Origin of the sequence: Pseudomonas parakoreensis (assembly GCF_021602155.1) — a bacterium.
GTDB lineage: Bacteria > Pseudomonadota > Gammaproteobacteria > Pseudomonadales > Pseudomonadaceae > Aquipseudomonas > Aquipseudomonas parakoreensis.
Genome location: NZ_BQHY01000013.1, coordinates 92,921 through 113,264, shown reverse-complemented (window position 1 = coordinate 113,264; position 20,344 = coordinate 92,921). Strand labels below are relative to the sequence as shown.

Below are 20,344 nucleotides of genomic sequence, written 5' to 3'. Positions count from 1 at the left end.
CTTCAGTGGGGAAGTTTTCAGCGGATGCGCCGATTATCCGCAGCCCGACGCAAGCAGTGAAATCAACTCTGACTATGCTGGTGATAGGCGATGCAGTGCGTCGCAATGAAGCGGGGGCAATCCTGTTGGAGCATTTGCCGCACAGGAATGGTGCGGTGTTTGCGGCTTGATTATCCAACCGATTGAAATCAAAGCGTTTATGCCGATGGCACGGGCCTTGCGAAGGCCTGTAGGTCCGGGTGACAAGGAGTACGGCATGATCCGCACCTATTTTGATGAAATGTACGATGCCGGCGGCCAGGTCCGCCCGCATTACCGGGAGTTCGCCCGCTGGCTTGCCGACACGCCTGACGAGTTGCTGGCGCAACGGCGGCGCGAGGCCGACCTGCTGTTCCACCGGGCCGGGATCACCTTCACGCTCTATGGCGACGAGCAGGGCACCGAGCGCCTGATTCCCTTCGACACCATTCCGCGCAGCATCCCCGCCAGCGAGTGGCGGACCGTCGAGCGCGGCTGCATCCAGCGGGTCAAGGCGCTGAACATGTTCCTCGCCGACCTCTATCACGAACAGCGCATCATCAAGGCCGGGATCATCCCCGCCGAACAGGTGCTGGCCAACGAGCAGTACCAGTTGGCGATGCAGGGCCTGGACCTGCACCGCGATATCTATTCGCATATCTCCGGCGTTGATCTGGTGCGCGACGGCGACGGCACCTACTACGTGCTCGAAGACAACCTGCGTACCCCGAGCGGCGTCAGCTACATGCTTGAAGACCGCAAGATGATGATGCGCCTGTTTCCGGAGCTGTTCGCTGCCCAGCGCATCGCGCCCATCGATCACTACCCGAACCTGTTGCTCGACACCCTGAAAAGCTCCAGCCCGATCGACGACCCGAGCGTGGTGGTACTGACGCCGGGGCGCTTCAACAGTGCGTTCTTCGAACACGCCTTTCTGGCACGGGAAATGGGCGTCGAGTTGGTGGAGGGCGCGGATCTGTTCGTGCGTGACGACAAGGTCTTCATGCGCACCACCGACGGGCCGAAAGCGGTGGACGTGATCTACCGGCGTCTCGACGACGCTTTCCTCGACCCGCTGGCGTTCCGCCCGGACTCAATGCTCGGCGTGCCGGGACTGTTGTCTTCCTATCGCTCGGGCAACGTGGTGCTGGCCAACGCCATTGGCACCGGCGTGGCGGACGACAAGTCGGTGTACCCGTTTGTCACCGACATGATCCGCTTTTACCTCGACGAAGAGCCGATCCTGAAGAACGTGCCGACCTGGCAGTGCCGCAACCCTTCGGAACTTTCCCACGTCCTGGCCAATCTGCCGGATCTGGTGGTCAAGGAAACCCAAGGCTCCGGCGGTTACGGAATGCTGGTGGGGCCGGCGGCGACGGCGGCGGAAATCGATGCATTCCGCGAGCGGATCAAAGCCAAACCCCACGCGTACATCGCGCAGCCGACGTTGTCACTGTCGACCTGTCCGACCTTTGTCGAAAACGGCATTGCACCACGCCATATCGACCTGCGTCCGTTTGTACTGTCTGGCCGCGAAACCCGGGTCGTGCCCGGCGGTTTGACCCGTGTCGCCCTGCGTGAAGGCTCCCTGGTGGTGAATTCCTCCCAGGGTGGCGGAACCAAGGACACCTGGGTGGTCGAGGATTGAAGGAAGCTTGCCATGTTAAGTAGAACTGCCTCGGATCTGTACTGGATGTCGCGTTACCTGGAGCGGGCGGAAAACCTCGCGCGGATGCTCGATGTCAGTTATTCGCTGTCGCTGATGCCGCAGGACGGTCGCGGCGACGGTCTGCACGAGCTGGCCATGCCGCTGCTGATTACCGGCACCCTCGACGATTACCTGGAGCGTCATGGCGAACTGCATGCCGAACGCCTGCTGCACTTTTTCGCCCTCGATGCGGCCAACCCGGCGAGCATCTACAGCTGTCTCGGCGCGGCGCGGGCCAGTGCGCACGCGGTGCGTGGACGAATCACCGCAGACATGTGGGAGAACATCAACGCCACCTGGCTGGAGATTCGCGGCATTGCCGAGCAGGGCCTCAGCCGATACGGAATGAGCCGTTTCTGCGAGTGGATCAAGGAGCGCTCGCACCTGTTCCGGGGCGCGTCCTACGGCACGATCATGCGCAACGATGCATTCCGCTTCATTCGCCTGGGCACCTTCATCGAGCGTGCAGACAACACGCTGCGCCTGCTCGATGCGCGCTACGAAATGGCTGGCGATCAGGCCGAGGCCGTCAGTGACGGCACCGCCCACGCTTACTATCAATGGAGTGCGCTGTTGCGGGCGCTGTCGTCTTTCGAGGCCTACACCGAGATCTACCGCGACGCCCCCGGCGCCCGGCATGTCGCCGAGCTGCTGCTGTTGCGCGCCGATGTCCCGCGTTCGTTGCGTGCCTGCACCGAGGAAATCGACCAGATTCTCGCCCAGTTGCCGGGGGCCAACGGCCGTCCGGCGCAACGTCTGGCCGCTGAGATGGACGCGCGTCTGCGCTACACCGGCATCAACGAAATCCTTGCCGAAGGCCTGCACGCCTGGCTCACCGAATTCATCCCGCTGGTGCGCCAGTTGGGCAATGCGATTCACAGTTCATACCTGGAGGCTGCATGAGACTTTCCATTAGCCACGAGACCACCTATCACTATGAAGATCAGGTGCGGGCGAGCATCCAGTATCTGCGCCTGACCCCGCACGACAGCGAGCGTCAGCACGTATTGAGCTGGCAGCTTGACCTGCCGCGACCGGTGCGCGCGCAGCTCGATCCGTTCGGCAACATCTTGCATGTGCTGACCATGGACGAACCGCACGAAGCGATCATTATCGGCGCCCGCGGCCAAGTGGATATCGACGAGTTGCGTGAGGCCGAGCATGAGAGTCAGTCGGCGCTGCCGTTCCTGCGTTTCACTCGCCTGACCGAGGCGGACGAAGCGTTACGTACGTTTGCCGAAAAATCCTGCAAGCAGCGACGTGACCGCACCGCCCTGATCGATCTGATGCACGGCTTGAATCAGCACATGACCTACACGCCGGGCTCCACCGAAGTCGACACCAGTGCCGCCGAAGCCTTTGCCGGGCGCGCCGGGGTTTGCCAGGATCACACTCATGCCTTTCTCGCCTGTGCACGCAGCCTGGGGATCCCGTCACGCTACGTTTCCGGCTATCTGTACAGCGAGGACGCCGAGCATCTGGCCAGCCATGCCTGGGCCGAAGCATGGCTGGATGACGCCTGGTACAGCTTTGACGTGACCAACCAATTGGCCCGCCCGGAGCGGCACTTGAAACTGGCGGTGGGCCTGGATTATCTGGATGCCTGCCCGGTGCGCGGCATGCGCCGGGGCGGGGGGAGCGAGCAGATGCATGCGAAGGTGTTGGTGTCGCCGACGCCAGTCATTTCCGTGCAGCAACAGTAGATCCGGGATACCGCTATCGCTGGCAAGCCAGCTCCCACAGGTTATGCGCTGACTCTGAAGCCGCGGTAATCCTGTGGGAGCTGGCTTGCCAGCGAAGAGGCTGGTGATATCACCGCAACGCTTATGGCTTGATCTTGCGCCCAGCCATGTGCTGCAAATAGCCAATCAACAACTGCAAATCCGCCTCCGGCAACACCTCCGCCGAAAACCCCGGCATCTTCGCCTGCGGCCACTGGCGCAAACTCTGTGGATCACGAATGTAGCGCTTGAGGAAGTCCGCGTCGAAATACTCGGTTGGGTTGTACGGGATGTTCAGGTCCGGTCCGAACTGCGCATCGCCCGCACCGTTCAAGCGGTGGCAGGCCAGGCAGTTCTTCTGGAACAGCGCAAAACCCTGATTCACCGGGTCATTCGCTTTCAGCGCGGGATCCGGCAACAGGGCAGGGAAGCGCTCGGCCACTGGCGCCATGCGCTTGATGCTTGCCACCTGGAACGGCCATTGTTCCGGGCTGATATTGCCGGCCTGCGCGTCGGTCCATACCAGATAGAACGGCCCTGCGCTGTGCTTGCCTTCGGACAGCGGCGGCCACGGCTGCGCCGGGTCTTCGATCGCCAGCCAGGCCCGTGCGCCTTTGGTATTGAGCAACGGTGCAGCGCTGAGCTCGGCGGCAAAGCCGTCCAGCGCCACCGCTTGCAGATGATCGCCCGGTTTGATGCCCGTGAGCAGCGCCGCGACCGGGACGGCGCGATAAGTCATGTCCTTCTTGTAAGACACATCATTTTTGATGGTCAGGGTTTGTACCTGAGGGTGCTTGAGCAATTCCTCGGTCTGCCAGGTGTGATGGGTTGCGCCGAGCTGCAGATCCAGCTGTGCGGCAGACAAGGGCATGCTCAGCAGCAAGGCCCAGAACACAATGAGCGTTTTCAAATGATCGCCTTCCATGTCGTAGGAGTGCGCAAAGGTTGGCACAGCCACGCTGGCCCGGGAAGCGGGCCAGTCACATTGTTGATGGCAATGAAATGCACCCGGCCGTTGAGTCAGCCAATGACCTTGGTCAGGTTCGGCAAAATCAGCAACAGCGTGGTGGCGAAAAGAATGAGCCCGGCTTGACGAACTTTCGGTTGTTTGAACATGGCTTGACCGCCTTTATTGTTATTTCCTGATGTTTGCCTGCATATCCATGACGGCAAACGCTGCACTTCCTGTAGAAGAACGTCGGCCCCGGCAAAACCCGACGACCCTGACGTACATGTACTACCTTAGAGCCCGCGTCACGCGCGGCTTAGATCCATTTCGTATGTATTTACTGCTGCTGGCAATAAAAAAGACATGAGGCGTATTGCCAGCTTCTGCGCCGACCGCTTGCTAGACAACTCGCTGACCTGAACCGGTTCACCTGAAGGTGGATGACCGTCCGTCTGAGCGTGCGCGTCAACATCATTGAGCGCTGTGGTCATTGAATCCTCGACGGCGCGGGATAACAGTGAAACCACGAAATTCACTCACCGCACAGGTTCGAGGACGTCATGACCCAAGCTTTGATTTTCGATGCGCTGCGTACGCCCCGCGGCAAAGGCAAGGCCGATGGCGCGCTGCACAGCGTCAAACCGGTGAATCTGGTCGCGGGGCTGTTGACCGCACTGCAGAGCCGTACCGCGCTGGACACCAGCCAAGTCGATGACGTGGTACTCGGTTGCGTCACGCCGATTGGCGATCAGGGTTCCGATATCGCCAAAACCTCGGTGCAGGTGGCGGACTGGGACGTCAGCGTTGCCGGTGTACAGATCAACCGCTTCTGCGCTTCCGGTCTGGAAGCGGTGAATCTCGGCGCCATGAAAGTCCGCTCCGGTTTCGAGGATCTGGTGGTGGTCGGTGGCGTCGAGTCGATGTCGCGGGTGCCGATGGGCAGCGACGGCGGCGCCTGGGCGCTGGACCCGCAGACCAACCTGCACAGCCACTTCACCCCGCAGGGCGTTGGCGCGGATCTGATCGCTACCCTTGAGGGCTTCAGCCGTGAGGATGTCGATACCTATGCGTTGCACTCGCAGCAGAAAGCTGCGCGGGCACGGGCCGACGGTTCGTTCAACAAGTCGTTGGTGCCGGTGCAGGACCAGAACGGCATTATCCTGCTCGACCACGACGAATTCATTCGCGCCGAATCGACGATGGAAGGCCTGGGCAAACTCAAGCCAAGTTTCGAAATGATCGGTCAGATGGGGTTTGATGCCACCGCGCTGCGGGTTTACAGCCACGTCGAGCGAATCAACCACGTACACACGCCGGGCAACAGCTCCGGGATCGTCGACGGTGCGGCGCTGATGTTGATCGGCTCCGAAGCCAAGGGCCGTGCGCTGGGTTTGCAGCCTCGGGCGCGTATCGTCGCCACGGCGGTGACCAGTACTGACCCGACGATCATGCTCACCGGCCCGGCGCCGGCCACCCGCAAGGCACTGGCCAAGGCCGGTTTGCGCGTGGAAGACATCGACCTGTTCGAGGTCAACGAGGCGTTTGCTTCGGTGGTACTCAAGTTCATCAAGGACATGGCGGTCGACCCGGACAAGGTCAACGTCAACGGCGGCTCGATCGCCATGGGCCATCCGCTGGGCGCCACCGGTTGCGCGATCCTCGGCACCTTGCTCGATGAGCTGGAAACCCGGGGTCTGCGTTACGGCCTGGCGACGCTGTGCGTCGGCGGCGGCATGGGCATTGCCACCATCATCGAACGCCTTTGAGCCCCGAATTCAAGGAATCTTGTTATGAGCGAAGCCATTCGTTACGAAAAAGGTCAGGACGCCATCGTCGTGCTGACCATCGACATGCCGGGCCAGAGCGCCAACACCATGAACGCCGTATACCGCCAGGCCATGGGCGCCTGCGTCGCGCGGCTGGTGGCGGAAAAAGACAGCATTGCCGGGGTCATCATCACCTCGGCGAAGAAAACCTTCTTTGCCGGCGGCGATCTCAATGAGCTGATCAAGGTCGGTAAACCCGAGGCCAAAGCGTTCTATGACATGGTGCTGGGCCTCAAGGGGCAATTGCGCACCCTGGAAACCCTCGGCAAACCGGTGGTCGCAGCGATCAACGGTGCGGCGCTCGGCGGAGGCTGGGAAATCTGCCTGGCGTGCCATCACCGGGTGGCGCTGGACGATGCGGCGGTGCAACTCGGTCTGCCGGAAGTAACCCTCGGACTGTTGCCGGGCGGCGGCGGGGTGGTGCGTATGGTGCGTATGCTGGGGATCGAAAAGGCGCTGCCGTATCTGCTCGAAGGCAAGAAGATCCGCCCACAGCAGGCGTTGCAGGCCGGTCTGATCGATGAGCTGGCGGCGGATCGTGACGAGTTGCTGGCCAAGGCGCGCGCCTGGATTGTCGCCAACCCGAGTGCGGTGCAGCGCTGGGATGTGAAGGGCTACCAGATTCCCGGCGGCACGCCGTCGAATCCGAAGGTCGCGCAGATGCTGGCGATTGCGCCGTCAATCCTGCGCAGCAAGACTCAGGGCACGCTGCCCGCGCCGGAGAAAATCCTCTGCGCGGCGGTGGAGGGCGCGCAGGTCGACTTCGACACCGCGCACCTGATCGAAACGCGTTACTTCACCGAACTGACCACCGGGCAGATTTCGAAAAACCTGATCGGCACCTTCTGGTTTCAGCTCAACGAAATCAATGCCGGCGGTTCGCGGCCGCAGGGCTTTGAGCCCTATGTCACGCGCAAGGTCGGTGTGCTCGGCGCAGGCATGATGGGCGCCGGTATCGCCTTCGTCAGTGCTTCGGCCGGTATCGACGTGGTGCTCAAGGACATCAACCTGGCGGCGGCCGAGAAGGGCAAGGCCCACTCGGCGGCATTGCTGGACAAGAAAGTCGCCCGTGGGCAGATGACGGCTGAAAAACGCGAGGCGGTGCTGGCACGGATCCAGGCCAGCGAGAGCGATGCCGATCTGGCGGGTTGCGATCTGATCATCGAGGCGGTGTTCGAAGACCGTGAACTGAAGGCCAACGTTTCCTCTGCAGCGCAAAAGATTGTCGGTCCTGACGCGGTGATTGCCTCCAACACATCAACGTTGCCGATCACCGGACTGGCGACGGCAGTACCCGATCAGAGCAAGTTCATCGGTCTGCATTTCTTCAGCCCGGTGGACAAAATGCCGCTGGTGGAAATCATCAAGGGTGCGCAGACCAGTGCTGAAACCCTGGCGCGTGGTTTCGACTTCGTCCTGCAGATCAAGAAAACCCCGATCGTGGTCAACGACAGTCGTGGCTTCTTTACCTCGCGGGTGTTCGGCACTTTCACCAACGAAGGTATCGCCATGCTCGGCGAGGGTGTGAGTGCGCCGATGATCGAGACCGAAGCGCGCAAGGCCGGGATGCCGGTCGGGCCGCTGGCGATCTCCGACGAAGTTTCCCTCAGCCTGATGAGCCATATCCGTCAGCAAACGGCCAAGGACCTGCAAGCGGAAGGGAAACCGCTGACAGAGCATCCGGCGTTCGCTGTGATTGACTTGCTGCTCAACGAATACAAGCGCCCGGGCAAAGCTGCCGGCGGGGGCTTCTACGATTACCCGGCGGGTGGTCAGAAGCATCTGTGGCCGGAGCTGAAGACGCGTTTCGAGAAGGCTGACGGGCAGATTTCGCCGAAGGATGTGCGTGATCGTCTGCTGTTCGTGCAGGCCCTGGAAACCGTGCGCTGTGTGGAGGAGGGCGTGCTGACTTCGACGGCGGATGCCAACGTCGGCTCGATCTTCGGCATTGGATTTGCCCCATGGACCGGCGGCGCATTGCAATTTATCAATCAGTACGGCGTGCAGGACTTCGTCGCACGCGCGCAGTATCTGGCCGAGCAGTACGGCGAGCGCTTTGCGCCACCGGCGTTGTTGCTGGAAAAAGCCGCGAAAGGCGAGTTGTTTTAAGTGATCGGCTGAGCGCTGCGGGGCTTGCCTTGCCGGGGTGTTTCAAGGCAGGCTCTGGGTGTTCATTATTCCCATCACGTGTCAGGTATTTTTTATGTCGCTACGCATCTGCATTCTGGAAACCGACATCCTGCGTCCGGAACTGGTCGATCAATATCAGGGTTACGGGCAGATGTTCCAGCGCCTGTTCTCGCAGCAACCGATTGCCGCCGAGTTCACCGTGTACAACGTGATGCAGGGTGAATACCCAAGCGACGATCTGACCTTCGATGCGTACCTGATCACTGGCAGCAAGGCCGATTCGTTCGGCACCGACCCGTGGATCCAGACTCTCAAGCAATACCTGCTGACCCGTTACGAGCGTGGCGACAAGCTGCTCGGCGTGTGCTTTGGCCATCAACTGCTGGCGCTGTTGCTGGGCGGCAAGAGTGAGCGCGCCACTCAGGGCTGGGGTGTCGGCACCCACAACTACAAACTGGCGGCCAAGGCGCCGTGGATGAGCCCGGTGCGGGAAGAGCTGACGTTGCTGATCAGCCACCAGGATCAGGTCACGGCGTTGCCGGAAAACGCCACGGTCATTGCCTCCAGCGATTTCTGCCCGTTTGCCGCGTACCACATCAACGATCAGGTGCTGTGCTTCCAGGGCCACCCGGAATTCATCCACGACTATTCGCGGGCACTGCTGGATCTGCGCCAGGACGCGCTGGGGTCACAGATCTATTCCCAAGGCGTGGCCAGCCTGGAGCAGGAGCACCATGGCACCACCGTGGCGGAATGGATGATGCGGTTTGTGGCGCACAAGCCAGAAGCTGCTTGATAGCAGATCAAAAGATCGCAGCCTGCGGCAGCTCCTACAGGGTGTACACCATCCCAATGTAGGAGCTGCCGCAGGCTGCGATCTTTTGCATTTGCTTCCCTATAACCACCCCGACCTCTTGAAACTCGCCCACAAACTCACGCACCCCACCGTGATAAACCCCAGCACAGCGAAATAGCCGTAATGCCAGCTCAGCTCCGGCATGTTCTGGAAGTTCATCCCGTAAATCCCCGCCACCGCCGTCGGGAACGCCAGAATCGCCGCCCACGCGGCAAACTTGCGTTGCACCACACTTTGCCGTGACGCCTCCAGCAACACGCCGATCTCGATGGTCTGGCTGGCAATGTCCGCCAGCGTTGTCAGGTCTTCCATCTGCCGCGTGACGTGAATCTGCACGTCGCGGAAGTACGGGCGCATGTTCTTGTCGATGAACGGGAAACTCAGTTTCTGCAGCTCCTCGCCAATCTCCACCATCGGCGCTGCATAACGGCGCAGGCGCAACACATCGCGGCGCAGGCCGTGAAGTTTCTGGATGTCATGCTCGTTCAACGCACTGCACAGCACGTTGCGCTCCAGTTCATCAATCTCGGCATGAATCGCTTCGCCGACTGGCTGGTAGTTTTCGATCACGAAATCCAGCAGTGCATAGAGGACGAAATCTTCGCCGTGCTCGAGCAACAGCGGCCGCGCCTCACAGCGCTGGCGGACATGCGCATAGGACGCCGAGTGGCCGTTGCGGGCGGTGATGATGTAGCCCTTGCCGGCGAAGATATGCGTTTCGATGAACTGCAAAATCCCATGCTCGCGGATCGGCGAGTAGGTGACGATAAACAAGGCGTCACCAAAGGTTTCCAGCTTTGGCCGGCTGTGTTTTTCCAGGGCGTCTTCGATGGCCAGTTCGTGCAGGTTGAACTGGCGTTGCAGATTGGCCAGCTCCTGAGCGTCCGGCTCTTCCAGACCGATCCAGACAAAATGCCCGGTTTTTGCGGCCCAGGCGGCGCCTTCGTCAAGCGTGATATTGGTGACTTTCTTACCGGCGCTGTAAACCGCAGCAGCAACAACTCGACCCATGGTGGTGATTCACTTCTTCTTGGCAGATGGCAGGGAATACAAGGCTTCAGCTTAGCCGTGTCGCTGCTTGAGAGTCAGTGAAATCTGCACAGTTCACCCGGCAAAAGAAAACCCGCACGAGGCGGGTTGGTTTTTCACGCAGCTTGCAGCTGCTGATCCATCGCGGCGATGCATTCCCGCATCTGTTCACGGCACTGGGACATGAGCATGGGCATGTCATCCATGGTCAGCCCGGCTGTAGGAATCGCCGGCAGCGAGCGTATGAGAATTTTCCCGCTGCGCCAGCGGTTCAGGCGCATGTGCTTGATGTAGCTGCTGACGCATACCGGCACAATCGGCACACCGGCGGCGATCGCCATCTGGAACGCGCCTTTCTTGAATGGCAGCAGTTCTTCACCGAGGTTGCGCGTGCCTTCCGGGAACACCCAGATCGACGTGTCTTCGTGTTGCAAGGTGTGGGTGGTGGTGAGCATCGACTTGCGCGCCTTGTGCGCGTTCCCACGATCAATCAACACGTTGCCTGCCAGCCAGAACAGTTGCCCGAACAGCGGCACCCATTTCAGGCTTTTCTTGCCGATGCACACAGTCCGCCGGGGCACCACGTTGCCGAACACGAACAGGTCGTAGTTGGACTGATGGTTGGCAACGATCACGCAGCTGTCGGGCTTGTTCATCAACGGGCCGACATCAGCCTTCACACGCAAACGCAAAATACACATGGCAGGTAGCGCGTAGAGGCGGGCGCACAGTCGGCTGTTGTCCGGGTTGAACGGACGGCACAGCCCGAGGATCACGCCCAGCACGCCGGCCAGAATAAAGTGCAGGCCCATCAATAACATACGAAACACAAACAGCATTTTCAGGCCCCACCGGGACAAAAGGTGGCGCAGTGTACGGATGTGCACTGTTTTCGGCAATTGCTGCTATAGAGTGCGGAGATAGGCGATGTTTAAGCGCATGTTTCCGAGTCGACCGTCAGACCCGTCCTAGAGCCGTTGATGCTTGATCAACCGAACGCGCAGGAAAAAGCCCGACACGACGGTCGGGCTTTTCTTCGGCTTGGGAAGCGTGGGTTTAACCCAGATGCTCCTGATCCTGAATGATCGCGTTGTCGAGGGCTTCGAGCAGTGCCTTGCGCACTTTGAGCTTGGTGTTCTTGTGCGCGTTCATGTTGATCTTCTTCAACTGACGCGCTGCTGCCAGGGCTGCACCTTGCAGCTCTTCGGCAGCCACCACCTTGTCGAGGAAACCGGCATCCACCGCGCTTTTTGGATCAAACATCTCGCCGTTGATCACCGAGCGGTGGAACGCCGAGCGACGCAGGCGATCACGGGCCAGCTCGATGCCGGCGTGGTGCATGGTCATGCCGATCTGCACTTCGTTCAGGCCGATGCTGAACGGGCCCTCAACGCCGATGCGGTAATCGGCAGACAACAGCAGGAACGCGCCTTTGGCCACCGCGTGACCAGGGCAGGCGACAATCACCGGGAACGGATGAGAGAGCAGGCGGCGGGCGAGGGTCGAGCCAGCAGTGACCAGCGCCACGGCTTCTTTAGGCCCGGCGGTCATCACCTTCAAGTCATAGCCGCCCGATAGAATTCCCGGCTGACCGGTAATGATCACGATGGCACGATCAGTCTTCGCCTGATCCAGCGCCGCGTTGAACGCCGCAATCACGTCCGGGGAAATGGCATTGACCTTGCCGTTGTTCAAGGTCAGGGTCGCGATACCGTCTTCGAGGTGGTAGGCAATCAACTCACTCATGACGCTATTCCTTGTAAGAAAGATGGGCAGACGTTACCCACCACCGCAGGCCAGGTAAAGCGCCGTGACTGACCCACCAGTCACCGTTTCCGGCCGCGCCCGGCGTAGCACGCCGTTCTGCTTCTATATAAAAGGGTGGCCGTCACCAGAGATTGTCCGGTTTGCCATCGGCCAAGGTGGGACGAAACGCCTTTATGCCTTAAGCGCATGAAAATTCTGAAAAAAAGTTTGCCATCAGAAAAGCTTTCGACTACATTAGCGCGCCTCGACAGACAGAACATGTTTGAAGAGATACGGTGAAGTGTCCGAGTGGCTTAAGGAGCACGCCTGGAAAGTGTGTATACAGGAAACTGTATCGAGAGTTCGAATCTCTCCTTCACCGCCAAATTCAATACACAAAACCCCTGATTTCGAAAGAGATCAGGGGTTTTGTGGTTTCTGGCGTCTGGATTTTAATCCGCTGCGCAAGTTGCGCTGGCAGTGTTCGGCCAGGAGGGTCATAGCACATTACAATCGCCACTTTATCCGCAGAAAAAGGACGGTTCCCATGATCATCTCCACCACCCACGCCATCGAAGGCCGCCAGATCACCGCGTACCTGGACATTGTCAGCGCGGAGTCGGTGCAGGGCGTCAATGTGATTCGTGATCTGTTTGCCGGCATGCGCGACTTTTTCGGTGGGCGCTCGCAGACGCTGGAGCGGGCGTTGAAAGAGGCGCGGGTTCAGGCGACGGACGAGATCAAGGAGCGGGCTCGAGCGTTGCAGGCGGATGCGGTGGTCGGGCTGGATTTCGAGATCAGTATGCCGGCGGGCAAGGGCGGCATGGTTGTGGTGTTCGCGACCGGCACAGCGGTCAAGTTGCGTTGAGGTTGTGCAGGTCAGCGCCATGGCTTGGATCCCTTAAGCTTCAGGGCGCCTTCGGGCACTGGGATGTTGAAGAGGTGTAGGCCATTCGTCGGGCATCGGTCGAACTGAACCACAAGTCCAGTAATGACCGGCTAGTCTCAAAAGCCTTGGAGGTCGATATTTTTTCGGGCAAAAGGGCTTTGCCGGTGTCGATCTATTGCAAAGGGGAGAGGCTATGACTGATCCGTATATCGAAGATGATGGAGCCGAGTTTTCATTCAACAACTGTGTCCGTTGCGGCCAGACGGAGTACCAATCGGGCTTTGGCGAGGACCCGGTGCAGACCGGCAAGATCAAGTCCACTACGCCCAAGGGGCCGAAAGCCAAATTCCTTCCGAAGGTTTCGGCCCGTTCAAGAAAGTAAGGTGAGACCAAACAACCCCGTCTATTAACGGGGTTTTTTATGCCTGATGTTTATGAAAGGAAATCTCCTACAAGTGATAGGGCAGATTCGGTTTTTTTTCACAAACTTTTCACGTCCACGGACGTAGGGTGAAGCCATCCGTTAGAAAGCAAGTCTCCAGCCCGTCTCCCCAGCGGGCTTTTTTTTGCCTGCAATAAAACCTTTTGCAAAAACGCTGTCCAATCGGCGCCTAGTGCTCGGCGGCAGCTGATTTTTCTGGACTTCAGCGCGTCGGCAGCTTTCAATCTCGGCCCCTTTTTGGTCTCCCTATTTTTGAGGTTTTTGTCATGCGTCTAACATTGCCCGCTCTGGTTCTGGGGCTTCTGGTTGCTCAAGGTGCGGTGGCTGGTGAAGGCACTGCGGCACTCGGCGGCGGTCTGGGTGGTGCGCTGGGTAATGTGGTCGGCCAGAAAATGGGCGGCAGCACCGGCGCGGCGATTGGTGCCGGTGTTGCAGGCGCGGCCGGCAGTGCGATGGCCGCCGGCAAAGGCAGCCGCACCAAGGCGGCTATCGGCGGTGGTGTCGGCGCGGCCGGTGGTTCGGTGATCGGCAACAGCCTGGGCGGCCGAAATGGCGCGACCATTGGCGCCGGCCTGGGTGGCGCTGCCGGTGGTGCCGTCGGCGCCAACCTGTCCAAAGGTCACAAGCGTCACTGATTGCGAACGTTGTCAGAAAAAGCCCGGCTCGACCGGGCTTTTTCATGGCTGAACGTTTTTCCGAAAAATGTCTCCAATCTGACATAGGCCCTGTGGGCATTCCGTCCCGATTCGGGAACTGTGAGGTTCAAATGCGTTTGTCATTATCTGCACTGTTTTTCGGATTACTGGTCGCCCAAGGTGCGATGGCCGCCGGCGATGGTAGCGCCGCCGTCGGTGGCGGACTGGGCGGTGTGCTCGGTAACGTGGTCGGTGGCCAGCTCGGCGGCAGCACTGGTGCCGCGGTTGGCGCAGGCGTCGGTGGCGCAGCAGGCAGCGCGGTCGGAGCGAATAAACACAATCGCACCGAAGCCGCCATTGGCGGTGGCTTGGGTGCTGCCGGCGGCTCGGTGGTTGGCAATAGCCTGGGCGGCTCCACCGGCTCCGCCATCGGTGCCGGTTTGGGCGGTGCAGCCGGTGGTGCGGTGGGCAACAACCTGGGTGACGATGGCGGAAGCGGGCATTCCGGCGGGGGGCACAAGCACAACAAGTACAAACACAAAAACCGCCATCATTGATTGAATATTCGAAAGGAAACCCGGCCTGGTGCCGGGTTTTTCGTGTCTGGCGGTCGGACACTGGAACGATTGGCTGTAGGGCTTTTCGAACGTTATACAACCCACCCGACATAGAGGTTTGCCATGACGCCCGAAACCGAAGGCAAGGAAGAAAAAGGCCCGAGCGGTTTACCGTTTATCAATGATCCGGGCAACGAGGATCCCGGGTCGCTGATGGATGATGCGACCGTGCCGTTGAATGATGCGGATGAGGCTTTGGATGATTATGAAGAGGAGGAGGACGAGCAGTGATTGCTTGTCTGTCCAATGAGGAATAGCCCGGCTACTCAGTCGCGCACTTGAAAAAAGTGCGCGGACTTTGCGGGGATCACAAGGAAAAAAGTCGGGAAATCAGGCGTTATCTGTAGGGCATTTCGCTAAACATCAGCGAGTCATTCCACGGCCGGTAAGCATTGCCCGTTGCTCAATGTCTGCTGGCCTCGCTATGCTGCTGAACCCATTAATCAGATCCAAGCAGCGGCGCCGGCCGCGCCGCCCGGGATGTTTTTGATAACGGATCCGATGATGAATGCACCGATGAAGACGTTTGGCCCGATCAAGGCCGTGATTTTCGACATGGACGGTTTGCTGCTGGACACCGAGGGCATCTACACTGAGGTCACCTCGCTTATTGCCGAGCGTTACGGGCGGACCTTCGACTGGAGCGTTAAACAGAACATCATCGGTCGCGGCGCCAATGATCTGGCGAACTACGTGGTGCAGGCGCTTGATCTGCCGATCAGCGCTGAAGAGTTTCTGGTGATCCGCGAGCCGCTGATGCGTGAACGCTTTCCCAATGCTCAGGCGATGCCGGGCGCGGAGGAGCTGATTCGCCACCTCAAGGCACACAACATCCCGATCGCCGTGGGCACCAGTTCGTCGCGACAGTCGTTCGGCCAGAAAACCACCTTGCACCGCGACTGGTTTGCGCTGTTCGACTTCATTGTCACGGCGGACGACCCGGAAGTCGGCGCAGCCAAGCCGGCGCCGGACATCTTCCTCACTGCGGCCCGGCGTCTGGGTGTCGCGCCTGAGGATTGCCTGGTGTTCGAGGATTCGCCGTTTGGCGTTACCGCTGCGAAAGCGGCGGGGATGACGGCCATCGCGATTCCCGACGCGGCCATGGCTGATGAAAAATACGCTCACGCCGACGGGATTCTGCGCACGCTCAAGGCGTTCACCCCGAGTGCCTGCGGTTTGCCAGCGCTGGAGTGGGCTTGATCTCCCAGTAACGCGCCCATAAAAAACGCCGCTCTCTGTAAAGAGGTGCGGCGTTTTTTGTACCCGGGATTCAGCGCAATCAGGCGCCGAAACCACCGTCTATGGTCAGGCTGGCACCAGTGATGTAGCCGGCTTCCGGGCCCACCAGATAGGCGACGAAACCGGCGATTTCATCGGCAGTACCGTAACGGCCCACCGCCATCAGCGGGATCAGGCTTTCAGCGAAATCACCGTGCGCGGGGTTCATGTCGGTGTCGACCGGGCCGGGTTGCACGTTGTTGATGGTGATGCCACGCGGGCCGAGGTCGCGGGCCAGGCCTTTGGTCAAACCGACCAGTGCCGATTTGCTCATCGCGTACACACCGCCACCGCCGAAGGGCATGCGGTCGGCGTTGGTACTGCCGATGTTGACGATGCGCGACCCTTCGCCCATGTGCTTGGCGGCTTCCTGAGAAGCGATGAACACGCTGCGTACGTTGATCGCCAGCGTCTGGTCGAAGTCTTCCAGTTTGAAGTCTTCCAGCGGCGCGATGGCCAGGACGCCGGCGTTGTTCACCAGAATATCCAGGCGGCCAAAGGCGTCGACGGTGGCGCTGACGGCGTTGCGGATAGCGCCTTCGTCGGCGCTGTCGGCCTTGATCGCCAACGCTTTGCCGCCGTTGGCGGTGATGCTGTTTTGCAATTCTTCGGCCTTGGCGGTGGAGCTGACGTAGGTGAATGCGACAGCGGCGCCTTCGGCGGCCAGACGTTTGACGATGGCGGCGCCGATACCACGGGAACCGCCTTGAATCAGAGCGACTTTGCCGCTGAGGTGTTGAGTGGTCATGTTCGATCTCCAGAAAATTCAAGGCGGGGTGCCTTGTTGTTGGAGCCGAGTATCGGCCTCGCATCGACAACCGTGTAGCCCATGATTGCTATAGTCTGTGTAAACCAGAAGTTTATAGTGGCGATCATGGAAACTTTCAGCAGTATCGAATGCTTCGTGCGCAGCGCCGAAGTCGGCAGCTTTGCCGAGGCCGCCCGGCGCTTGAGCCTGACCCCGGCCGCCGTCGGCAAGAGTGTGGCGAAGCTCGAGGTGCGGCTCGGTGTACGGCTGTTCCAGCGTAGTACACGCAGCCTGACCCTGACCGAGGCCGGCAAGCTGTTTTTGAGTCAGGTCAGTGGCAGTTTGACGACGATTCAGAATGCGGTGGCCAATCTGTCGAGTGTGGAAGGACTGCCGGCGGGGACGTTGAAAGTCAGCATGGGCACGGTGTTCGGGCGTTTGTACATCGTGCCGTTGCTGCAAGAGTTTTTACGTCGGTTTCCGGCGATCAACCCGGACTGGCATTTTGATAACCGTCAGGTCGACTTGATTGGGCAGGGTTTCGACGCGGCGATTGGCGGGGGCTTTGAATTGCCCCAAGGCGTGGTCGCACGCAAGTTGGCACCCGCGCATCGTGTGTTGGTGGCGTCTGCTGACTACCTGCAAAAGCACGAGGCGATTGCCGAACCGGACGACCTGCAACGTCACGATGGCATCCTGATTCGTTCGCCGCAAACCGGTCGTGTGCGCTCCTGGCAGTTGATCAGCAGCGGCAGTCAGCTCTGTCAGCCCTTGACCCTGAAGACGCGAATGACCATGAGCGACTCCGAAGCCGCCTGCGCCACGGCAGCGCAGGGGCTGGGGATCGCGCTGGTCAGCATGCCGTTTGCCGTAGGGTATCTGGAGGCTGGCACATTGCAGCGCGTACTGCCGGACTGGTACATCGATGACGGCAACATTTCGATCTACTACGCCGAGCATAAATTGTTGCCGGGCAAGACTCGGGCGTTTGTCGATTTTGTGATTGAGCAGTTTGCTCAGAAGGGGTTGGCGCAGCGGTTCAGTGCTGTTTGAGCAGGACTTTGGGACCGAGGTGTGGCCATCGCGGGCAAGCCACGCTCCCACAGGTTCTTCGTCGTTCACATGATGGTGATACAACGCGAAACCTGTGGGAGCGAGGCTTGCCCGCGAAGAACGATAACGCGGTCTACCGGGCAAACCGCTCCGCCCAGCCTATGATCTGTTTCGGCCGCGGCGTCGCATAGGTCCGCACCTTGGACGTCGACAACCCCAGCCGCACCAGCGATTCAGCAATGGTCACCGCCGCCGTCACGCCGTCCACCACCGGCACCCCGGTACGGCGACGAATCTGTTCGTCCAGCCCGGCCATGCCGCCGCAGCCCAGACAGATCACTTCGGCCTTGTCCTGGGTGACTGCCAGTTCCGCCTGTTGCACGATGGCTTCCAGCGCCCGTTGTGGCTCGTGCTCCAGTTCCAGCACCGCCAGACCGCTGGCCCGCACCGATGCACAGCGATCCCACAAGCCGGACAGTTTCAGCCGATCCTCGATCAGCGGCACGGTGCGATCCAGCGTCGTGACCACCGAATAGGCGTGGCCGAGAAACATCGCAGTGCTGGCGGCGGCGTCGGTGATGTCCACCACCGGCACGTTGAGCAGTTCCTGCAAACCTTCGCGACCGTGTTCGCCGTAACCCGCCTGAATCACCGCGTCGAACGGTTGGTCGTAGGACATCACCCGATCCATCACGGCGATGGCCGCCAGATAACTTTCGAAATTGCCTTCCACCGAGTCGGCGCCGAAGAACGGCGTCAGACCGACGATTTCCGTACCGGGGGCAGCGACCGCTTGCGCCGAGCGGGCGATGGCCTGGGTGATGGATTCGGTGGTGTTGACGTTGACCACAAGAATACGCATGAGAAGTCCTTATTGCGGGCAGTTCAGCGGCCCGAAGTCCGGGCCGCGAGGAAATTAATGGCTGACGTTATCGACGGCGATGGATTCGCCGCTGACGTCGGCGTAGTGCGGCTGACGCTTGGCGATGATCAGGTAGAGCAGGGCGGCGATGCCGGCACCCACCAGCCAGGAGAATGGCGAAATGCTGTGGAAACCCGGGACCAGCGCCAGGACGATGGCAATCAGCGCTGCCGGAATGAACGCCGCCACCGCGCGGAAATTCACCCCGCGGCTGTAGTAATAGGCACCGTCGGGATCTTCGCTGTACAACTGCGGGACGTGGATCCGGCCTTTGCGGATCAGCCAGTAGTCGACCATGATCACGCCGTACAACGGGCCGAGCAGGGCGCCGAGGCCTGAGAGGAAATACACGATTACCAGTGGGCTGTTGTAGAGGTTCCACGGCAGGATCAGCACGGCGATGGTCGCGCTGATGAGCCCGGCGCGGCGGAAGGTCAGGTATTTCGGCGCCAGGTTGCTGAGCACGAAGGCCGGGGCGACGAAGTTGGCCATGATGTTCACCGCCACGGTGACGATCAGGAACGCCAGGCAACCGAGCACCAGAAAGAATGTGTTGGGAATCGAAGCGATGATTTCGGTCGGGCTTTCGATGACCCGCCCGTTGATCTGAAATTGCGCGCCGCAGAGCAGGACGGTGATGGCAGCGAACACCAGAATATTGACCGGCAGGCCCCAGAAATTGCCGACCTTGATGGTTTTGCGGCATGGCGAGGAGCGGGCGAAGTCGCAGAAATTCAGGATCAGCGTGCCGTAGATCGCCAGCCACAGCGCGCCGCCGGCAAAGATGTTGCGCCACATCTCGCCACCGGTCAGCGGGTCGCGGATCGACCAGGCGATGGTCGCATTGGCCTGGGTGTACATCCACGCGGCGAGCGCGGCGACGGTCAGCAGAATCACCGGCCCGGCAAAGGCTTCGTAACGGCGGACCATTTCCATGCCATAGGCGAGGATCGCCAGTTGCACGAACCAGATCACCACGAAGCACACCCAGCCCAGCGTTGACAGGCCGAGAATCGAGTTGTGGTCGTAATCGGCGAACCCGGGGTGAATCGCCGTCAGCAGCACGCGAAATACCACCGACGCCAGATACGTCTGAATGCCGAACCAGGCGATGGCGATCACCGCGCGAATCAACGCCGGAATCTGCGCGCCGTGAATGCCGAAACTGATCCGGCTGATCACCGGAAACGGCACCCCGGTTTTCTGCCCCATGTAGCCGGACAGGTTCATGAAGAAGTACACCAGCGCCGCACCGATCCCCAGTGACAGCAGAATCTGCCAGCCGCCCAGGCCCAACGCATACAGGCCGATGGCGAACGAGTAGTTGGCGATGTTGTGCACATCGTTGGTCCACAGCGCGAAGATGCTGTATTTGCCCCAGCGCCGACCTTCGGCCCGGGTCGGTGCGAGGTCACTGTTGTGCAGGCGTGGGCTCAGTTGTAGCGGGGCGGCCAGAGCCGCGTCGGGTGATGGTTGGTCGAGGGCAGAGGCGGGCAGATTCAACGCGATGTTGTTGGAGAGACTTGTACGCATTCCGGCAGGCTCCTGATGGGCGGGGCCGCGATGACTGTGCATGAGCTCAGGGCTCGACAAATCTTCGTCGCGGCCAGCAAACATCACTGGTTACGGGGCATCTGCAGCCTGTACGGGATAGGGCGCTTCAGGCTTGCGGATCGAAAGTGTGGATAGATGTTTTGCAGTTTTGTATACAAAACATGTATGCATCAAAGCCAGATCTGTGCCAGTTAGCGATCTATGGAGCGCTGCGCTCATTTCG

20 protein-coding genes and 1 tRNA gene are annotated in these 20,344 nt (G+C 60.2%); 14 read left to right on the top strand and 7 right to left on the bottom strand.

The window, feature by feature from the left end; genetic code table 11:
- The first annotated feature begins 256 nt into the window (after positions 1–256).
- The 3 genes from L6D63_RS20515 to L6D63_RS20505 are packed head-to-tail and all read left to right on the top strand — an operon-like array spanning position 257 to position 3,429.
- Positions 257–1,666 carry a circularly permuted type 2 ATP-grasp protein gene (locus L6D63_RS20515; RefSeq protein WP_047292962.1) on the top strand — a complete coding sequence of 470 codons (1,410 nt, stop codon included), beginning with the start codon at positions 257–259 and terminating at the stop codon, positions 1,664–1,666.
- 12 nt (positions 1,667–1,678) lie between these two features.
- Complete coding sequence (locus tag L6D63_RS20510; protein WP_007960702.1) at positions 1,679–2,629, top strand: alpha-E domain-containing protein; 951 nt, start codon at positions 1,679–1,681, stop codon at positions 2,627–2,629.
- Positions 2,626–3,429, top strand: a complete 804-nt coding sequence (locus L6D63_RS20505; RefSeq protein WP_047292964.1) for a transglutaminase family protein — start codon at positions 2,626–2,628, stop codon at positions 3,427–3,429. The genes L6D63_RS20510 and L6D63_RS20505 overlap by 4 nt, the downstream gene beginning before the upstream one ends.
- Positions 3,430–3,550: 121 nt before the next feature.
- On the opposite strand, the gene L6D63_RS20500 is transcribed toward L6D63_RS20505, so the two are convergent.
- The gene (locus L6D63_RS20500; RefSeq protein WP_047292965.1) at positions 3,551–4,372 is read right to left on the bottom strand and encodes a c-type cytochrome; all 822 of its coding nucleotides are present in this window, start codon (positions 4,370–4,372) and stop codon (positions 3,551–3,553) included.
- A 584-nt stretch (positions 4,373–4,956) separates the two neighbouring features.
- Here L6D63_RS20500 and L6D63_RS20495 point away from each other — a divergent pair.
- The 3 genes from L6D63_RS20495 (at position 4,957) to L6D63_RS20485 (ending at position 9,148) form a co-directional block, all read left to right on the top strand.
- Positions 4,957–6,162: an acetyl-CoA C-acetyltransferase gene (locus L6D63_RS20495; protein WP_047292966.1), complete on the top strand. Its 1,206-nt coding sequence runs from the start codon at positions 4,957–4,959 to the stop codon at positions 6,160–6,162.
- Between the two features lie 24 nt (positions 6,163–6,186).
- Positions 6,187–8,331 carry a 3-hydroxyacyl-CoA dehydrogenase NAD-binding domain-containing protein gene (locus L6D63_RS20490; RefSeq protein WP_047292968.1) on the top strand — a complete coding sequence of 715 codons (2,145 nt, stop codon included), beginning with the start codon at positions 6,187–6,189 and terminating at the stop codon, positions 8,329–8,331.
- Between the two features lie 94 nt (positions 8,332–8,425).
- Positions 8,426–9,148 (top strand): amidotransferase, encoded by a 723-nt coding sequence (locus tag L6D63_RS20485; RefSeq protein ID WP_047292969.1) that lies wholly within the window; start codon positions 8,426–8,428, stop codon positions 9,146–9,148.
- Between the two features lie 99 nt (positions 9,149–9,247).
- On the opposite strand, the gene L6D63_RS20480 is transcribed toward L6D63_RS20485, so the two are convergent.
- The 3 genes from L6D63_RS20480 to L6D63_RS20470 form a co-directional block, all read right to left on the bottom strand.
- Positions 9,248–10,219: a magnesium and cobalt transport protein CorA gene (locus tag L6D63_RS20480; protein ID WP_027613314.1), complete on the bottom strand. Its 972-nt coding sequence runs from the start codon at positions 10,217–10,219 to the stop codon at positions 9,248–9,250.
- Between the two features lie 134 nt (positions 10,220–10,353).
- Positions 10,354–11,076 (bottom strand): 1-acylglycerol-3-phosphate O-acyltransferase, encoded by a 723-nt coding sequence (locus L6D63_RS20475; RefSeq protein WP_047292972.1) that lies wholly within the window; start codon positions 11,074–11,076, stop codon positions 10,354–10,356.
- A 217-nt stretch (positions 11,077–11,293) separates the two neighbouring features.
- Positions 11,294–11,983, bottom strand: coding sequence for a crotonase/enoyl-CoA hydratase family protein (locus tag L6D63_RS20470; protein ID WP_095667100.1), 690 nt, complete (start codon positions 11,981–11,983; stop codon positions 11,294–11,296).
- 295 nt (positions 11,984–12,278) lie between these two features.
- On the opposite strand from L6D63_RS20470, the gene L6D63_RS20465 reads away from it, so the two are divergent.
- The 7 genes from L6D63_RS20465 to L6D63_RS20435 all read left to right on the top strand — a co-directional run bounded on the left by L6D63_RS20465 (position 12,279) and on the right by L6D63_RS20435 (position 15,766).
- A tRNA-Ser gene (locus tag L6D63_RS20465) sits at positions 12,279–12,368 on the top strand.
- A 162-nt stretch (positions 12,369–12,530) separates the two neighbouring features.
- Positions 12,531–12,851 carry a YbjQ family protein gene (locus L6D63_RS20460; RefSeq protein ID WP_007960724.1) on the top strand — a complete coding sequence of 107 codons (321 nt, stop codon included), beginning with the start codon at positions 12,531–12,533 and terminating at the stop codon, positions 12,849–12,851.
- 214 nt (positions 12,852–13,065) lie between these two features.
- Complete coding sequence (locus tag L6D63_RS20455; RefSeq protein ID WP_041067596.1) at positions 13,066–13,254, top strand: hypothetical protein; 189 nt, start codon at positions 13,066–13,068, stop codon at positions 13,252–13,254.
- A 326-nt stretch (positions 13,255–13,580) separates the two neighbouring features.
- Positions 13,581–13,949, top strand: coding sequence for a glycine zipper domain-containing protein (locus L6D63_RS20450; RefSeq protein ID WP_007960728.1), 369 nt, complete (start codon positions 13,581–13,583; stop codon positions 13,947–13,949).
- Positions 13,950–14,080: 131 nt separating this feature from the next.
- Positions 14,081–14,506 carry a YMGG-like glycine zipper-containing protein gene (locus L6D63_RS20445; protein WP_041067599.1) on the top strand — a complete coding sequence of 142 codons (426 nt, stop codon included), beginning with the start codon at positions 14,081–14,083 and terminating at the stop codon, positions 14,504–14,506.
- A 123-nt stretch (positions 14,507–14,629) separates the two neighbouring features.
- Entirely contained in the window at positions 14,630–14,797 is a 168-nt protein-coding gene (locus L6D63_RS20440) for a hypothetical protein (protein ID WP_174377150.1), read from the top strand.
- Positions 14,798–15,070: 273 nt separating this feature from the next.
- On the top strand, positions 15,071–15,766 hold the full coding sequence (locus tag L6D63_RS20435) for an HAD-IA family hydrolase (RefSeq protein WP_131670036.1): 696 nt from the start codon (positions 15,071–15,073) through the stop codon (positions 15,764–15,766).
- Between the two features lie 79 nt (positions 15,767–15,845).
- On the opposite strand, the gene L6D63_RS20430 is transcribed toward L6D63_RS20435, so the two are convergent.
- Positions 15,846–16,592 (bottom strand): 3-oxoacyl-ACP reductase family protein, encoded by a 747-nt coding sequence (locus tag L6D63_RS20430; RefSeq protein ID WP_047292979.1) that lies wholly within the window; start codon positions 16,590–16,592, stop codon positions 15,846–15,848.
- A gap of 126 nt (positions 16,593–16,718) precedes the next feature.
- Here L6D63_RS20430 and L6D63_RS20425 point away from each other — a divergent pair, with 126 nt between their 5' ends.
- Positions 16,719–17,645: a LysR family transcriptional regulator gene (locus tag L6D63_RS20425; protein ID WP_095669232.1), complete on the top strand. Its 927-nt coding sequence runs from the start codon at positions 16,719–16,721 to the stop codon at positions 17,643–17,645.
- 133 nt (positions 17,646–17,778) lie between these two features.
- Here L6D63_RS20425 and L6D63_RS20420 read toward each other — a convergent pair whose 3' ends face one another.
- Positions 17,779–18,507: an aspartate/glutamate racemase family protein gene (locus L6D63_RS20420; RefSeq protein WP_047292982.1), complete on the bottom strand. Its 729-nt coding sequence runs from the start codon at positions 18,505–18,507 to the stop codon at positions 17,779–17,781.
- A 54-nt stretch (positions 18,508–18,561) separates the two neighbouring features.
- Positions 18,562–20,100: an NCS1 family nucleobase:cation symporter-1 gene (locus L6D63_RS20415; protein WP_047292984.1), complete on the bottom strand. Its 1,539-nt coding sequence runs from the start codon at positions 20,098–20,100 to the stop codon at positions 18,562–18,564.
- Between the last annotated feature and the right edge of the window lie 244 nt (positions 20,101–20,344).

Bases quoted from the DNA above. Each gene is read 5' to 3' on its own strand.
- L6D63_RS20505 (WP_047292964.1), top strand. From the start codon at position 2,626: ATGAGACTTTCCATTAGCCACGAGACCACCTATCACTATGAAGATCAG.
- L6D63_RS20515 (WP_047292962.1), top strand. From the start codon at position 257: ATGATCCGCACCTATTTTGATGAAATGTACGATGCCGGCGGCCAGGTC.
- L6D63_RS20475 (WP_047292972.1), bottom strand. From the start codon at position 11,076: ATGCTGTTTGTGTTTCGTATGTTATTGATGGGCCTGCACTTTATTCTG.
- L6D63_RS20415 (WP_047292984.1), bottom strand. From the start codon at position 20,100: ATGCGTACAAGTCTCTCCAACAACATCGCGTTGAATCTGCCCGCCTCT.
- L6D63_RS20435 (WP_131670036.1), top strand. From the start codon at position 15,071: ATGAATGCACCGATGAAGACGTTTGGCCCGATCAAGGCCGTGATTTTC.
- L6D63_RS20445 (WP_041067599.1), top strand. From the start codon at position 14,081: ATGCGTTTGTCATTATCTGCACTGTTTTTCGGATTACTGGTCGCCCAA.
- L6D63_RS20430 (WP_047292979.1), bottom strand. From the start codon at position 16,592: ATGACCACTCAACACCTCAGCGGCAAAGTCGCTCTGATTCAAGGCGGT.
- L6D63_RS20500 (WP_047292965.1), bottom strand. From the start codon at position 4,372: ATGGAAGGCGATCATTTGAAAACGCTCATTGTGTTCTGGGCCTTGCTG.
- L6D63_RS20420 (WP_047292982.1), bottom strand. From the start codon at position 18,507: ATGCGTATTCTTGTGGTCAACGTCAACACCACCGAATCCATCACCCAG.
- L6D63_RS20455 (WP_041067596.1), top strand. From the start codon at position 13,066: ATGACTGATCCGTATATCGAAGATGATGGAGCCGAGTTTTCATTCAAC.
- L6D63_RS20425 (WP_095669232.1), top strand. From the start codon at position 16,719: ATGGAAACTTTCAGCAGTATCGAATGCTTCGTGCGCAGCGCCGAAGTC.
- L6D63_RS20480 (WP_027613314.1), bottom strand. From the start codon at position 10,219: ATGGGTCGAGTTGTTGCTGCTGCGGTTTACAGCGCCGGTAAGAAAGTC.
- L6D63_RS20440 (WP_174377150.1), top strand. From the start codon at position 14,630: ATGACGCCCGAAACCGAAGGCAAGGAAGAAAAAGGCCCGAGCGGTTTA.
- L6D63_RS20470 (WP_095667100.1), bottom strand. From the start codon at position 11,983: ATGAGTGAGTTGATTGCCTACCACCTCGAAGACGGTATCGCGACCCTG.
- L6D63_RS20495 (WP_047292966.1), top strand. From the start codon at position 4,957: ATGACCCAAGCTTTGATTTTCGATGCGCTGCGTACGCCCCGCGGCAAA.
- L6D63_RS20450 (WP_007960728.1), top strand. From the start codon at position 13,581: ATGCGTCTAACATTGCCCGCTCTGGTTCTGGGGCTTCTGGTTGCTCAA.
- L6D63_RS20490 (WP_047292968.1), top strand. From the start codon at position 6,187: ATGAGCGAAGCCATTCGTTACGAAAAAGGTCAGGACGCCATCGTCGTG.
- L6D63_RS20485 (WP_047292969.1), top strand. From the start codon at position 8,426: ATGTCGCTACGCATCTGCATTCTGGAAACCGACATCCTGCGTCCGGAA.
- L6D63_RS20510 (WP_007960702.1), top strand. From the start codon at position 1,679: ATGTTAAGTAGAACTGCCTCGGATCTGTACTGGATGTCGCGTTACCTG.
- L6D63_RS20460 (WP_007960724.1), top strand. From the start codon at position 12,531: ATGATCATCTCCACCACCCACGCCATCGAAGGCCGCCAGATCACCGCG.